Origin of the sequence: uncultured Mucilaginibacter sp., from assembly GCF_903893715.1 — a bacterium.
Taxonomy (GTDB): domain Bacteria; phylum Bacteroidota; class Bacteroidia; order Sphingobacteriales; family Sphingobacteriaceae; genus Mucilaginibacter.
In genome coordinates this window covers 15,137-28,699 of sequence record NZ_CAITNG010000153.1, presented here as the reverse complement: position 1 = coordinate 28,699, position 13,563 = coordinate 15,137, and the positions used below count along the sequence as shown (strand labels likewise).

Sequence of the window (13,563 nt, the reverse complement as noted above, 5' to 3'; positions counted from 1 at the left end):
TTTTTACTGCTGCTGTTGTTGCTGCTGTTGCATCATCTCCAGGTACAGCCGATAACTGTTTTGGGGCACCTGCGTCAGTTTTTTAAGTGCCGGCGGCGTCTCATGGTGCACTTCGTGGTCATAGTCTTCAGTATGGCTGTCGCCGGGGTTACCCACCGAAACCGCAACCTCTAAACTATGGGTGGCAGCACCTTTATAAACACCCTTCACCGGCGAGCAATCCGAAAAATTACGGCCCACAGCCAGCCGCACATGGTTTTCGTTGGCTATGATGTTGTTTGTAGGGTCAAGGCCCAGCCAGCCGTAGCCCGGCAGGTATGCTTCGGCCCAGGCATGTGTGGCACCTTCGCCGCGCCAATGGCTTTTTGATGAACAGATATACCCGCTCACATAGCGCGCCGGTATGTTTACCAGGCGCAGCATTTCCATCAAAATGTGGGCAAAATCCTGGCAAACGCCGGCTTTTAACGCCCATATCTCATCCAGGGTGGTTTCCACGGTGGTAACGCCTTTTATATATTCAAAGTTTTCGTACACGTATTTACAAAAACGCATGGCCAACTGGTAGGGTGTTTCATTCGCTACCTTGTCCTTATTAATAATTTGCTGCAACTCATCCAGGCCATCAAAATACTCCTGCCTTAAAAAATCTATATACGCCACCTGGCCGTGCAATTGGCGCAAGTCTTCCCATTGCTGCTCTGCAAAAATATCGTCCATGGGGTACATGCGGTGCTTGGTGTTCACCCATATTCTCGATGTTATTTCCAGCGTGGAGTGTGGTTCGATATAAGTAAAATCGCCCACTTCGTTGCCATAATAATCAATATGGATATCAACCGAAGGGTCGCCGCTTATTTTTATCTCGTGCTTTATCACCTCCTGGTAATCATCCTTTATCGGGTACAGGATGATTTGGTTGGCGCTGTCGCGCACAGGGCCATCATAAGTATATTTGGTGATATGCTGTATTTTAAACTCAGGCATGGTTTATTGGTTGGGTGTAAAATTTAATGCGGTATTTACGAATATGCAAAATAATGTTGGTTAAGCGAGTCGCCAATTCTAAACAATTCGCTGCGGATATTGGTCAAATAATCGTGCAGGCCATCCTGGCGTATGGTTTTAACCGAACTGTATTTAATGCTGCTTTGCAAGCGGCCGATGAGGAATGATAACTCACGGAAATCGGGCATATTGCTTTCGGCCTTCAGGCGCTCAAAATACCTCAGGATATGGTTTACCGAATAGATAACCGAGCGTGGGAAATCATTGTTCAATACCACCTGCTCCAGCACGTTTTCGGCCTCGAAGCCCGAGCGGTAGGCCTTTAGGTATATCTCGTACCCGCCCAGCGACAGCAAAAGGTGTTTCCAGTAGCTGGTGTCGGTCAACAGGTTGGGGTTATTGTCTATCGAGCCAAATTTGGTATCCAAAATATCAACCGACTGTATGCCGCGCTCTAAAAACTTACCAATATTGATAAAACTACGCCCTTCGCCACGCTCCATTGTAATTTCGAGCGTGCCCGAGTAAAGCATGCCTTGTTTAATGAGGATATCGAGGGCGGTAATAGGGCCGTCTTTTTCGAGGTAAAATTTTAGCTTGGGATCTTTAACGGTATGGTAAAACTCATTGAGGCATTGCCAAAGGTCTTTACTGATGAGCTCCTGTACGCCGCGGGCATTTTCGCGCGCAAGCGTAATAATGTTGACGATAGAGTTTGGGTTTTCCCTATCCAGCACCATATATTTTAACACCGCGCGGCTATCGTTGCCCAGTGCCAATATCTCATCTTCTTTACCGCCGGCAAATATGCGTATAACAGGCTCCCAGGTAAAAGTTTGGATGGTATCCTGCGATGAGGCGTAGTTGATTTTGAGCATACGCAACATACCGTCGCTGCGCTCCATATAACGGCTCATCCAATATAAACTCGAGGCTACTCTACTTAACATATATCACTCTTCAATACTAATAACCAATTTATTTAAACCAATACCCAGGTATCCTTGCTGCCCCCGCCTTGGCTGCTGTTTACCACCAGGCTTCCTTCGCGCAATGCAACCCGTGTAAGGCCACCGGGAACAATCTCGATACCATCGGGCCCGCATAACGCGTAAGGCCGCAGATCGATCCTTCGGGGTGTTAGCTTGCCCTGCATATAACATGGCGCTGCCGACAGGCTGATGGTTGGCTGCGCTATAAAATCGCGCGGGTTTTTGATGATTTCGGCTTTGTAATCGTCCATTTCCTGTTGCGTGGCCGCATGGCCCATCAGCATACCGTAACCTCCCGAACCATTGGTGCGTTTTACCACCATTTTATTGAGGTTGCCAAACACGTACTCGGCCTCTTCGGGATTGCCCAACTGGTAGGTAGGCACGTTTTTAAGGATAGGTTCTTCGTTCAAATAATACCGTATCATATCCGGCACATAGGTGTAAATGGCCTTATCGTCGGCCACGCCATTGCCTATGGCGTTAACAATAGCCACATTGCCCTTGCGGTAAGCACCTAAAATGCCTGCCACGCCCAACACGCTTGACGGGTTGAATACCAATGGGTCCAGAAACTCATCGTCAACCCTGCGGTAAATAACATCCACTTGTTGGAGGCCGGTGGTGGTTTTCATATACACTTTATGATTCGCCACCACCAGGTCGCGGCCCTCCACTAATTCTACACCCATTAAACGGGCCAGGGTAGTATGCTCAAAATAGGCAGAGTTGTAAATACCCGGACTCAGTAACACTATGGTAGGATGAGGAATTTGCCTTGGTGATAAGGATAGCAGGTTACGGTACAAAATATTAGGGTATTCGGTAACGCTGCGTACGCCGCATTGCGGCAGCAGGTCGGGGAAAAGCCGCTTGGTAATCTCGCGGTTCTCCAACATATAACTTACGCCCGATGGGGTGCGCAGGTTATCTTCCAACACATAAAAAGTTCCGTCGTAATCACGTATCAAATCGATACCCGCTATGTGTACGTATACATCGTAGGGCACTTTTACATTATGCATTTCGCGCAAAAAGTGCGGACAGCTATAAATAATGTCGGCTGGTACAATACCGTCTTTTATGATAAACTGGTTGCTGTACACATCCTTTAAAAAAAGGTTAAGCACATGCAGGCGTTGTTTAATCCCCTTCTCCACAAAAGCCCATTCCTGCCCGGTAATAATACGCGGGATGATATCGAAAGGGAATATTTTTTCAATACCCTCGCCGCTGTTGTACACGGTAAAGGTAATGCCCTGGCTCATAAAGAGGCGCTTGGCCAGGTCTTCTTTTTTGTTCAGTTCGTCTATCGATTCGCGGGTCAGGTACTCTATTACCTTTTCGTAATGGCCGCGTATTTGCGCATCGGTGCCAAACATTTCGTCCCAGGTATTCGGGGCGGGGTTGTAATCGCTAAAATAAGCCGAATGATGCATGTTTGGTCCCTTTCTGTTGCTGTAATTTTGGTGTATGTTTTAAAAAAACGTAATTTATAAAGATATTTTTTAAAAATAAAGAACTAAAAGCCAATAATGGGTATAAATTTTTGATAAATTGGTATATAAAACAACAAAAATTATATTTCTTGCTAAAAATGCGACCAAATTGCTATGCTAAATTTGATAATTTGAGTTTTGGTGAAAACAGTTGATGCTAATTTAGGAAAATTTTATTGGAAAAGATGAACCTGCGGATAAGCAGGATACTTGCAATATTTTAGTCGGCCTAAGTTAACAAACCATGCAGCCCGCACTTTATTTTGCTCCCTCATTTAAACTTTTAGTCGTCTTATTGGTTTAAGTAATTGTATACAAAATTTCGTAGGCGGATATTTACCCAAAAACCCGGTTACAAACCTTATCTGAAAATTAACGTGGACAATAACAACCAGCCCTTAGCTCTTTTTTGCGATTGTGATGGATTTGAAGTGTCGCTTTCCGGTGATGGCCTGAGCGTTAAAACCGATACTTCTGTCGAATTTTTTCATCTCGCCGAAATTACCCGTTTGCAGATAATTGCCCACGCTGACAATACGCCCGGTGGCCTATCCTCCGACCCAAAACAAAAGAATGGCCGTTTTGCGTTGCCAATATTAGTGTTGATAATTACTATGCTATGCTTGATTGCCGGCTACGTGTGGCATACTCCATTTATAATTTACACAGGTATAGCCGCGCTTATTGCCGGTGCCGTGCTGCTGGCCCGTTTTCGCGCCCGGTTAAAAAAAGAAGCTTTGCTTTGCTTCCTGCGCGTTGAATTAACCAACCATGTGGTGGATTACCCCTTTGAAGGCAACACTATAAAACGCATGGATATGAGCAAGCTCGAGAAACATTTTAACCTACTCAAAACAACACCCGTCACAATAGCCGATGGGGTTTCATAGCTCTTTATTTTTGCGTTGTTGGTGGTATGTCTCCAACAACTTTTACCCCAATGTCGAAGCACAAACTTAAAGCTTCCCACTCCTCAACGCCCGCTCCGCCCGTTTCACCGACAGCCTTTCCCGCCATGCCGCGTACTTCCCTTTAAACAGCATCTTTAAAACACTATCCACACCACCTTTAACCGCTAAGTTATACAAACTTGCCGCTTTGCGCGCCAGCGAAGCGTCCCAGGCGCGCAGGCTAAGCGAATACGAGCCGTCCAGGTATTTCATCCAGTGCCAGTAGCCGGTGGGCATAAACAGGGTATCGCCATGTTCTAAAAACACCTCATAGCCCTCAACGCCGTTCAGCGCCGGGAATTTTTTAAAATCAGGACTGGACACGTCATAATCTTCCAGCGCATAGGTGGCATTGGGTATGCAGTACAGCCGTCGTTTCCATTTATTTTCGAACAATATCACCTGCTTGCGCCCCCCAAAATGGGTATGGAACAAATGCGGTAAATCAATATCATAATGCAAAAACGTAATAGAATTTGAACCCCCAAAAAACATGGCGGGCATGCTCTCCAAAAAACCACCCATCAGCTCTTTCGGTAAAACAATATCGTCCAGCAGTTGCGGCGCGTGCTTAAAAATATTGAAGAAAAATATCCGCAGTTCCGTAGGCTCCCTGCGTATCAGGTCAACGTATTCATCAAAAGGCATTTCGGCAGCAGCGGCATTTATCGGTTTTGCCGGGTCGGCTTTCGAGTTATCGTACAGCGGCACCACTTTGCTGCCCACCACTTGTTTTAAGTATTCGGGTGTCCATTTATCGCGCGAAGGCCAGTTTTTGCTCAGCCCTTTTATCACCACCGGTTTGCGCGGCTTTAAATATTTCGACTTAAAATCGGCAGCGCTAATCGTATCAACAACATCAACTTTGGCAAGTATAAAACCCATCAGGCTAAGTTAAGCATTACCAGCAAAACACGCCAAAAAAAAGCCCGGCGCTTTTACAACCGGGCTCATAACATAGGTAGATGGATGGTTTAATTAGTTAGGCAACAATACAGCGTTTACCACATGTATCACACCATTGCTTTGGTTCACGTCGGCAATGGTTACCCAGCTTTCGCCGCCTTTTTCGTCAACCAGGTAAACTTTTTTACCTTTCAGCATGGCAGTTAAAGTGCCGCCGCTCACGGTTTTCAAAGTTGCTTTACCATTGCCTTCTTTAATTTTGGCAACCAGGTCGGCAGCGCTTAAACGGCCGGCAACAACATGGTAAGTTAAAATTTTGGTCAGGGTAGCTTTGTTTTCCGGTTTCAACAAATTGTCAACAGTACCGGCAGGTAATTTCGCAAAGGCTTCGTTGGTTGGTGCAAACACAGTGAAGGGGCCTGCGCCTTTTAAAGTTTCAACCAAACCGGCTGCTTTTACAGCGGCAACAAGGGTGGTATGGTCTTTCGAGTTTACGGCATTATCAATAATGTCTTTAGTTGGGTACATTGCTGCGCCACCAACCATTTTAGTTTGAGCGTAAGTTTTGGGCGCTATTGCGATAGCTGCTAAAGCAAAGGCCACGATTAGAAATTTTTTCATTTTTTTGAGATGTTTTTCAATTTGTAGCGATTTACGACAGTAGCTAGCCCACGGATTTTTCAGATATCAAAAAATCATACAACTATCAGTAAATCAATGGAATGAAATTTAATAAAATGCAAACTCAACCACCTCTGTGCAAGCCCCGGCGCTCTTTGTGGTAAAAAATTAACCACTGGGGCTCTTAAAAAAACAACTCCGATGCAACCAGGTCGGCATACAATTTCCCCTCTTGGGTAAGGGTAAAAATCTGCCCCTCGCGCTGCAGCCAACCCTTGTCAAAATAAGGCTCTGCCGCGCATATCAATTCCGTCGATGCGTTATTGGCAATATTATCGAGTTTATCGATATCCAATCCCCACATGGTGCGTAATGCTGTCATGATGTATTCGTTCAGCCGGTTTTGCTCCGTCAGTTCTTCCCTTTCGGCGGGTATTTGGTTGCCCGCCAGCGCCTGTATGTATTTGGCATTATTGGCCACGTTCCAGGCTCTTGCCTCACCGTTAAATGAGTGCGCCGACGGCCCTACACCTAAATATTTCACCCCTTTCCAGTAATTGGCGTTATGCCGCGAGTAATGCCCCGGCCTGCAAAAGTTCGAAATTTCGTATTGCTCATAACCCTGCTGTTCCATTGCGTTCATCAGCACCATAAACTGTTCAGCGCTTTGGGCTTCATCCATAGGTGCGTAAACTTTCTTTTTGATATAAGCTGCTAACGCCGTTTTCGGTTCCACCGTCATCCCATAAGCCGATACATGCGGTATATTCAAAGCAAATAATAGCTCCAGGTTTTGTTTCCACTTTTGGTCGGTTAATAAGGGGTAACCGTATATCAGGTCGGCAGTAATGTTTTCAAAGCCGCAATCCTGCACCCGCTTTATCGATGATTCCGCTTCGTTCGCCCGGTGCGCACGGTTCATCCAAAACAAATCTTCATCAAAGAACGATTGAATACCAATGCTAAAACGGTTCACCGGCGTTTGCCGTAAGGCAGATACCTTCTCCTGGTCAAGATCATCCGGATTAGCCTCCAGCGTAATTTCCGCATCCGACGATACCGTGTGGTAACGTGTTATCGTATCGATCAGCGCGTTGATCTCGCCACCTTTCAACAGCGACGGCGTGCCCCCGCCAAAATAAATGGTTTCTACAGTTTCGCCGTTTAGATAATCCTTTTGCAGCCGTATCTCGTTTTGCAAAGCGCCGAGCAATTCATCTTTATACTTTAAGGATGTGCTGAAATGGAAATCGCAATAATAACAAGCTTGTTTGCAAAAAGGGATGTGGATATAGATACCGGCCATGGTGCAAAGGTACGGCAATTATCATTTTCCTGATCTCAGCGATATATTATCAATCGGACGATTTGCCCCTGTGTAATTTTATTGAAAGAAAGCTTGTAATTCACTCAAAAGTTCCGACATTGCAATCGATTACAACGCTCGTTATGACTTATAAACCAGCTACTTTCAGCCCCTTTTTTTTTAAAGCTTTTCGGTCCACGCCTCATCCATTTTTGATGACGATTGTGATGGGCTGTTTATTATGCACATCCACACTTTTTGCATTTTCCAAGCCCGCGCATCCCAAAAAGCCGTCCGCCGCGGCAAAAGAATGGGTGGGTACCTGGGGTACCGCCCGTCAATTGGTCGAACCCGGCAATATGCCTCCCGCTCCCGGACTAAGCAACAATACCTTGCGCCAGGTGGTATGCGTTTCCATTGGCGGTAAAAATTTGCGCTTAAAATTCTCCAACGAGTTCGGCAAAGAGCCCGTTACTATAAAAGGGGTACAAATAGCCGCGTCGACTGGCGGCAGCACCATTGATGCATCCACCACTAAAACATTGCAGTTTAGCGGCAAGCAGGATATTACCATCGACGCCGGTACCGAAATTGTTTCCGATCCGGTCTCATTCAACCTGAAACCGAGAATGGAGGTCGCTATCACCATGTTCTTTGGCGAAACTTCTCCAACCATAACCGGTCATCCCGGCTCGCGCACTACCTCGTACCTCCTTGGCGGCGACCATACGTCGCCCGAGGCCGATTTTACCGACGCCGTTAAAACAGACCATTGGTACGTAATCACGGGCATTGATGTACAAGCACCAAAATCGGCCGGTGCCGTAGCGGTTTTTGGCGACTCCATTACCGACGGGCGCGGATCGGGTACCAATAAACAAGACAGATGGCCTGATATACTGGCCATGTGCCTGCAAAAAAACCATAGCACGCAGCAAATAGGGGTGCTTAACATGGGGATTGGCGGTAATGCTGTGCTCAGGGGCGGGCTTGGCCCTACCGGGCTTAACCGCTTTGAGCACGATGTGCTGAAACAAAGCGGTGTACGCTGGCTCATAATATTCGAAGGTGTAAACGACCTTGGTGGCACAAGGGATAGCACCGCGGCATTTGATGTTGCCAAAGGCCTTATTACTGCTTACCAAAAAATGATTAGCGATGCGCATGCGCAGGGCATTAAAGTGTATGGCGCTACCATTACGCCCTTTAAAAACAATGGTTACTATAGGCCTTATCGTGATGCGGCACGGAACCTGATCAACGATTGGATCCGTGCAGGCGGGCATTTTGATGCGGTTATCGATTTTGATAAAACGCTGCGAGACCCGAACGATATAGCTTCTTTGCTAACCGAAGCCCAGAGCGGAGCCAACGATCATCTTCATCCTAATGAACTGGGGTACAAAATGATGGGCGAATCAATCGACCTTTCTCTATTCGTCAAATAGGCCCATAAACTGATTATAACCACAATCATCGTTACAGGTGACGATGGTCATTTCGGTATGCCGGTCTCCGCCGTAAACTTGGATACTAATAAAGCGTTATGCTGGGCGAACTAAACGAAGCACAGATCGAAGATCTGCTCAAAAAACAAATCACAGGCCGTATTGGCAGCACCGACGGCATTCTGCCCTATATTGTGCCAATCAACTACGTGTACAATGGCAAAGCCATCATCAGCCACAGTGCGCCCGGCAAAAAAATCGACATGATGCGTAAAAACCCCCGTGTATGTTTCCAGGTGGATGACATCAAAAGTATTTTCAACTGGAAAAGCGTAGTGGCCTGGGGCCGTTTTGAAGAGATTACCGATATGGCCGAGAAAGAACAGGCCATGATGCTGCTCAACAAGAGCATCGAGCCCCTGATTGAAAAACCGGCCGACCACCCCTCACATGGCATCGCCGAAGACGAGGAAGATGTTGGCACACGGCTGGAGCTTATTTTATACAAAATAGTGCTCGTGGCCAAAACGGGCCGCTTCGAGCACCATTAGGCACACTACCCAATGCTATATTTATTCTGCAGGTTGAAGGTCGTTTACGTAAACAACATTGTCCTTCATGCGTTTGTATGCATCCGGTTTCTCATCACCATAACCAATTACCAATGCCAGAAAAACCTTTTCAGGGTAAGGTATCCTTAGTTTGTAATATATGGGCGTATGCTCCACCGATTTGCCCACGCCAAGCGGGCAACTATCTAAACCAAGCGCTTTGGCGGCCAGCATCATATTCTGCGCACACATGCTGGTATCATAACAAGCCCAGGGTTCATCTTTTGATGCAGTAATAAAAATAACCACCGGCGCTCCGTAAAAAACATCCGGTCCCTCCAGCAAGCTCCCGTAATACAGGTTATACAGGGCCCCAACGGCCAGTTTGGCTATCCCGGCAGGTCCCTCATGCATCATTTCTTTGGCCAGGGTTTTGACTATTGATTTTGAAAATTCTTTGATCGATTCCGGTTCGGTCAATACATAAAACTTCCAGGGTTGCTTGTTCATCGCCGTCGGCGCCATCCGCCCGGCATCTATTACCTGTTCAATCAGCTCACGCGCAACGGCACGGTCCAAATACCGGCGTACCGACCGGCGTTCATATAGGTTTCTAATTACTTCCGGTATTATCTCGGCTACTGGTTTTGTTATAGTTTCCATGTTTCGCTCTCATTTATTTTATGTGATAACATCTTCGGCCTCAATAGCTGTTGGTATGTTTATTTTCACCACACAAAGCTAACGGTACCCTGCCTGTTAGTAAATGACATGCATCACCTTAACCGCGAGTTTTTTAACAAAACAGTAACCAAGCAGGGACGACCGCACTCCCGTTTTTCCATACCGGTTACTTCCCCATTTTTTAAGTTTAATAATGCTTTAAGCATTTTGCCTTTAAACCAAATTATTCCGATAAATTTGCGCATCAACACAAGGCTTTGCTAATGCGTCAATTAATACTGGTATACATGTTTGTTTGCTTTACATGCCTTACCTGCTTTGCGCAAACCGATAGCGTAGCCGCTAACCCACCCGATACCGCCAAAGTAGCATTGCGAGATTCTGCTACCCTTGCCCGTCAGCATTTTGTTGAAGATTCGTTGACCATGCTGTATCTCAAAGCGCCAAATCCGGCTCGGTATAACGTATTTATCGATACCGCTCTGAAGCTTTACGCGCCCGATTTGTACCGGTTTTCTGTTGAGCATAATGCAAAAACAAAGCCCTTATACGTCGGTAAAAGCCGCGCCTTGCGCCCTGCATGGATTGTTGCCGTCATCCTTTTCCTGCTTGTTTATCTGGGTGTGCTCAACCTCATTATCGGTAAAGATATTTACGGCATCATACAGGCATTTTACAGCAAAAAAGCCTTTGCCTATATCACCAACGATGAAAACCTGCTCACTTCATGGACCTTTGTAGGCCTCTTTACCCTGTTTGGGCTAACCATGGGCCTGTACCTGTACCAGGTGGTAAACTACTATCATTTGAGTTATGATATTTTGGGCTTCGATGTAAGCGGCTTTCAATTGTATTTTACGCTGTCTGTCGCGGTACTCGTGCTGTTCATCATCAAGATATTTGTGCTGCGGCTAATCGGATTTGTGTTCGATATAGGCCATTTGGTTAAAGAATATATCTCGATACTCTACCTTACTTATTTTAACGTGGCCTTCATATTTTTGCCGATAGTGGCGTTGTTTGGCTTGTTATCATCCAATTTTAAGCCCTATTTGCTGGCTTTTTCTATGGGCGCCATTATCATCATACTTATCATCCAATACCTGCGGACTGCCTTCAACATTATTTCTAAATTTCGATTTCAAAAAATTTATTTATTTATCTATCTTTGTGCCCTCGAAATTTGCCCCATTTTGATATTAATTAAGGCATTGGATTTATAAGATTTACAGAGCGTAATAAACATTTAGGAACTTTGGAAGATAGAAAGAAAAAGGTAAAGAGCATATTGGTGACCTTACCTAAACCGGACACAGACAAGAATCCTTATGCCGAACTGGCTAAAAAATACAACCTGAAAATCGATTTCAGGTCGTTTATCCACGTCGAGGGGGTGGCCGCTAAGGAGTTCCGTAAAGAACGCATCAACCTTGCCGATTTTACAGCCGTTATATTTACCAGCCGCAACTCGGCCGACCATTTTTTCCGTATTTGCGAAGAAATGCGTTTCGAGGTACCGGCCGATATGAAATACTTCTGTTTGTCGGAAACTATCGCGCTCTACCTCCAAAAGTATATCCAATATCGCAAACGCAAAATATTTTTCTGCAAACAAACCGCCGCCGATTTGACAGAAGTGCTTAAAAAACACTCAGGCGAAAAATTCCTGTACCCATGCTCTGATGTAGCCGCCGAAGAAACCCAAAAGTTTTTGTTGGAAAATGGCTATAATTTTACGCCTGCGGTTCTTTTCCGCACCGTGGTGAGCGACCTTTCCGATCTGGCCGAAGTGTTTTACGATATCATCGCTTTCTTTAGCCCCTCGAGCATTATGTCGCTCTACAAAAACTTCCCCAACTTTCAACAAAACAATACCCGCATAGCTGCTTTTGGCGCAACTACCGCAAAAGCAGTGGCCGATGCCGGTTTGATCATCGATATTTCGGCACCTACCCCAGCCGCCCCGTCAATGACCATGGCCATTGAACAATATGTTAAACAAGTAAACAAATAAAACTTCTTTTTTAACTATCGGTTAATTTTCGACAAAAAATTTATAGAAACCTTAATTTATTTTTTTCGTATAATTGTCTGCGTATGGAGTAAGGTCTCCATTATTTAAATTAAACACAATAATTGTTGTTAAAAGTTGTTATGTTTAAAAATAATTTTACCTCAGGCGCAATGTGTGCGTTTGTTCGGGTTCAATTTAATTTAAGTATATTCGACCATGTTAATTGTGTGTTTTATTAGTACTCATACTTTAAAATGAAGCTTTATCATTACGTAATTTTTATATTGGCAGGTGGGATTTTGGCGGGTTGCGGCCAAAGCAAGTTGAGTAACGATCGTGGCGAAGTTGTTGGCGTACGTCAGCGTTCGTTCAGGCCAACTGTTCCTTTTGGCATGGTATACATACCATCGGGCAGCTTTTTAATGGGAACGGTAGATCAGGATATTACCTTCTCGCAAATAGGCGATGACAAACAGGTTACTATTCCGGCATTTTTTATGGACGAAACCGAACTGTCTAACTCAAAATACCACGCCTTTGTAAACTGGGTACGCGATTCCATTGCCATCACCAATTATCTTAAGGACAACAAGTATTACTATCAGCCAAAAGCCGGCGCAGGTGCGGCAGCCAATAGGGGCAAAAAATACATCAATTGGGACTATGTAGCCAAAAACCCCATTTGGCATGATAAAAAAGGCCAGCCGGGGAATGCTTCAAAACTAAACAACATGTATTACCAGGGCGATGATCGTGTGTTCGACCGCAACGAGATTGATGTAAAGCAGTTGAAATACGTTTATGCCGACATGATTTTAAGGGAAGCTGCCAACAATCAGTTTGATAAAACAAAAAAACGTTCGGATGCGATACTGCGCGATACCATCCCTGTTTATCCCGACACTTTGGTTTGGCTAAGCAATTTTACCTATGCAGCTAACGAGCCCATGGCCCAGGGATATTTTTCGCACGCCGCTTATCAGGATTATCCTGTGGTGGGTGTCAATTGGAAACAGGCAAGGGCTTTTACCATTTGGCGCACACGCTTGTACGATGCCTATGCCGATTCGCGCCATCTATCGCAACAACGCACATACTCGCTGCCAAACGAGGCGCAATTTGAATACGCAGCCCGTGGTGGCCGTGTAAAAACGATCTATCCCTGGGGCGGCCCCTACGCTAAAAACGCCAGAGGTTGTTTACTGGCCAACTTTAAACCAGGCCGCGGCAACTATAGCGACGATGGCGGCATATACACAGTCAACGTACGATCTTACTTCCCCAACGATTATGGCTTATATAACATGGCAGGCAACGTTGCCGAATGGACATCATCAGCCTATGATGCTGCTGCATCTACCTTTGTGAGCGATCTGGCCCCCACCTTCTCTTACGAAGCCAAAAAAACCGACCCCAATGTTTTAAAACGCAAAGTAGTGCGTGGCGGCTCCTTTAAAGATGTTGCCTGGTTTTTACAAAATGGTACACGCACCTACGAATTTCAGGATACAGCAAAAGCATATATCGGCTTCCGCTGCGTGGCCACGTTTGACGGGCAGAGTATAACCAGCAGGCATTAACAAA

The 13,563-nt window shown here is 45.6% G+C and carries 13 protein-coding genes; 6 read left to right on the top strand and 7 right to left on the bottom strand.

The features are described 5' to 3' along the window. Positions 1-3: 3 nt before the first annotated feature. Genes QZX97_RS18265 through QZX97_RS18255 form a run of 3 tightly spaced genes read right to left on the bottom strand, consistent with a single transcriptional unit; the run spans position 4 to position 3,439 of the window. The gene (locus QZX97_RS18265; protein WP_295654378.1) at positions 4-987 is read right to left on the bottom strand and encodes a transglutaminase family protein; all 984 of its coding nucleotides are present in this window, start codon (positions 985-987) and stop codon (positions 4-6) included. Positions 988-1,022: 35 nt separating this feature from the next. Next, positions 1,023-1,958 (bottom strand): alpha-E domain-containing protein, encoded by a 936-nt coding sequence (locus tag QZX97_RS18260; protein ID WP_295654376.1) that lies wholly within the window; start codon positions 1,956-1,958, stop codon positions 1,023-1,025. 32 nt (positions 1,959-1,990) lie between these two features. Beyond that, positions 1,991-3,439 (bottom strand): circularly permuted type 2 ATP-grasp protein, encoded by a 1,449-nt coding sequence (locus QZX97_RS18255; protein ID WP_295654374.1) that lies wholly within the window; start codon positions 3,437-3,439, stop codon positions 1,991-1,993. 368 nt (positions 3,440-3,807) lie between these two features. Between QZX97_RS18255 and QZX97_RS18250 the strand changes: the two genes are divergently transcribed. Further along, entirely contained in the window at positions 3,808-4,389 is a 582-nt protein-coding gene (locus QZX97_RS18250; protein WP_295664895.1) for a hypothetical protein, read from the top strand. A 66-nt stretch (positions 4,390-4,455) separates the two neighbouring features. Here QZX97_RS18250 and QZX97_RS18245 read toward each other — a convergent pair whose 3' ends face one another. The 3 genes from QZX97_RS18245 to hemW form a co-directional block, all read right to left on the bottom strand. Continuing rightward, positions 4,456-5,334, bottom strand: a complete 879-nt coding sequence (locus QZX97_RS18245; RefSeq protein ID WP_295654370.1) for a cupin-like domain-containing protein — start codon at positions 5,332-5,334, stop codon at positions 4,456-4,458. 93 nt (positions 5,335-5,427) lie between these two features. Further along, positions 5,428-5,976, bottom strand: coding sequence for a fasciclin domain-containing protein (locus QZX97_RS18240; RefSeq protein ID WP_295654368.1), 549 nt, complete (start codon positions 5,974-5,976; stop codon positions 5,428-5,430). A gap of 184 nt (positions 5,977-6,160) precedes the next feature. Beyond that, positions 6,161-7,282 (bottom strand): radical SAM family heme chaperone HemW, encoded by a 1,122-nt coding sequence (hemW, locus tag QZX97_RS18235; protein ID WP_295654366.1) that lies wholly within the window; start codon positions 7,280-7,282, stop codon positions 6,161-6,163. 227 nt (positions 7,283-7,509) lie between these two features. Between hemW and QZX97_RS18230 the strand changes: the two genes are divergently transcribed. Continuing rightward, entirely contained in the window at positions 7,510-8,730 is a 1,221-nt protein-coding gene (locus QZX97_RS18230; protein WP_295664893.1) for an SGNH/GDSL hydrolase family protein, read from the top strand. A gap of 98 nt (positions 8,731-8,828) precedes the next feature. Next, complete coding sequence (locus QZX97_RS18225; RefSeq protein WP_295654362.1) at positions 8,829-9,281, top strand: pyridoxamine 5'-phosphate oxidase family protein; 453 nt, start codon at positions 8,829-8,831, stop codon at positions 9,279-9,281. A gap of 21 nt (positions 9,282-9,302) precedes the next feature. Here the strand turns inward: QZX97_RS18225 and QZX97_RS18220 are convergent, their stop codons facing one another. After that, a complete protein-coding gene (locus tag QZX97_RS18220; protein ID WP_295654360.1) occupies positions 9,303-9,944 on the bottom strand; it encodes a nitroreductase in 642 nt (213 codons plus the stop codon). Between the two features lie 284 nt (positions 9,945-10,228). Between QZX97_RS18220 and QZX97_RS18215 the strand changes: the two genes are divergently transcribed. The 3 genes from QZX97_RS18215 to QZX97_RS18205 all read left to right on the top strand — a co-directional run bounded on the left by QZX97_RS18215 (position 10,229) and on the right by QZX97_RS18205 (position 13,559). Next, complete coding sequence (locus tag QZX97_RS18215; protein ID WP_295654359.1) at positions 10,229-11,188, top strand: DUF4271 domain-containing protein; 960 nt, start codon at positions 10,229-10,231, stop codon at positions 11,186-11,188. A gap of 32 nt (positions 11,189-11,220) precedes the next feature. Next, positions 11,221-11,979 carry a uroporphyrinogen-III synthase gene (locus tag QZX97_RS18210; protein ID WP_295654358.1) on the top strand — a complete coding sequence of 253 codons (759 nt, stop codon included), beginning with the start codon at positions 11,221-11,223 and terminating at the stop codon, positions 11,977-11,979. Positions 11,980-12,233: 254 nt separating this feature from the next. Then, positions 12,234-13,559, top strand: a complete 1,326-nt coding sequence (locus QZX97_RS18205; RefSeq protein WP_295654356.1) for an SUMF1/EgtB/PvdO family nonheme iron enzyme — start codon at positions 12,234-12,236, stop codon at positions 13,557-13,559. Positions 13,560-13,563 lie beyond the last annotated feature (4 nt).

What these genes read in the sequence shown, in the direction of transcription:
- QZX97_RS18265 (WP_295654378.1), bottom strand. Translation starts at nt 987, where the DNA reads ATGCCTGAGTTTAAAATACAGCATATCACCAAATATACTTATGATGGC.
- QZX97_RS18260 (WP_295654376.1), bottom strand. Translation starts at nt 1,958, where the DNA reads ATGTTAAGTAGAGTAGCCTCGAGTTTATATTGGATGAGCCGTTATATG.
- QZX97_RS18255 (WP_295654374.1), bottom strand. Translation starts at nt 3,439, where the DNA reads ATGCATCATTCGGCTTATTTTAGCGATTACAACCCCGCCCCGAATACC.
- QZX97_RS18245 (WP_295654370.1), bottom strand. Translation starts at nt 5,334, where the DNA reads ATGGGTTTTATACTTGCCAAAGTTGATGTTGTTGATACGATTAGCGCT.
- QZX97_RS18240 (WP_295654368.1), bottom strand. Translation starts at nt 5,976, where the DNA reads ATGAAAAAATTTCTAATCGTGGCCTTTGCTTTAGCAGCTATCGCAATA.
- hemW (WP_295654366.1), bottom strand. Translation starts at nt 7,282, where the DNA reads ATGGCCGGTATCTATATCCACATCCCTTTTTGCAAACAAGCTTGTTAT.
- QZX97_RS18230 (WP_295664893.1), top strand. Translation starts at nt 7,510, where the DNA reads ATGGGCTGTTTATTATGCACATCCACACTTTTTGCATTTTCCAAGCCC.
- QZX97_RS18225 (WP_295654362.1), top strand. Translation starts at nt 8,829, where the DNA reads ATGCTGGGCGAACTAAACGAAGCACAGATCGAAGATCTGCTCAAAAAA.
- QZX97_RS18220 (WP_295654360.1), bottom strand. Translation starts at nt 9,944, where the DNA reads ATGGAAACTATAACAAAACCAGTAGCCGAGATAATACCGGAAGTAATT.
- QZX97_RS18215 (WP_295654359.1), top strand. Translation starts at nt 10,229, where the DNA reads ATGCGTCAATTAATACTGGTATACATGTTTGTTTGCTTTACATGCCTT.
- QZX97_RS18205 (WP_295654356.1), top strand. Translation starts at nt 12,234, where the DNA reads ATGAAGCTTTATCATTACGTAATTTTTATATTGGCAGGTGGGATTTTG.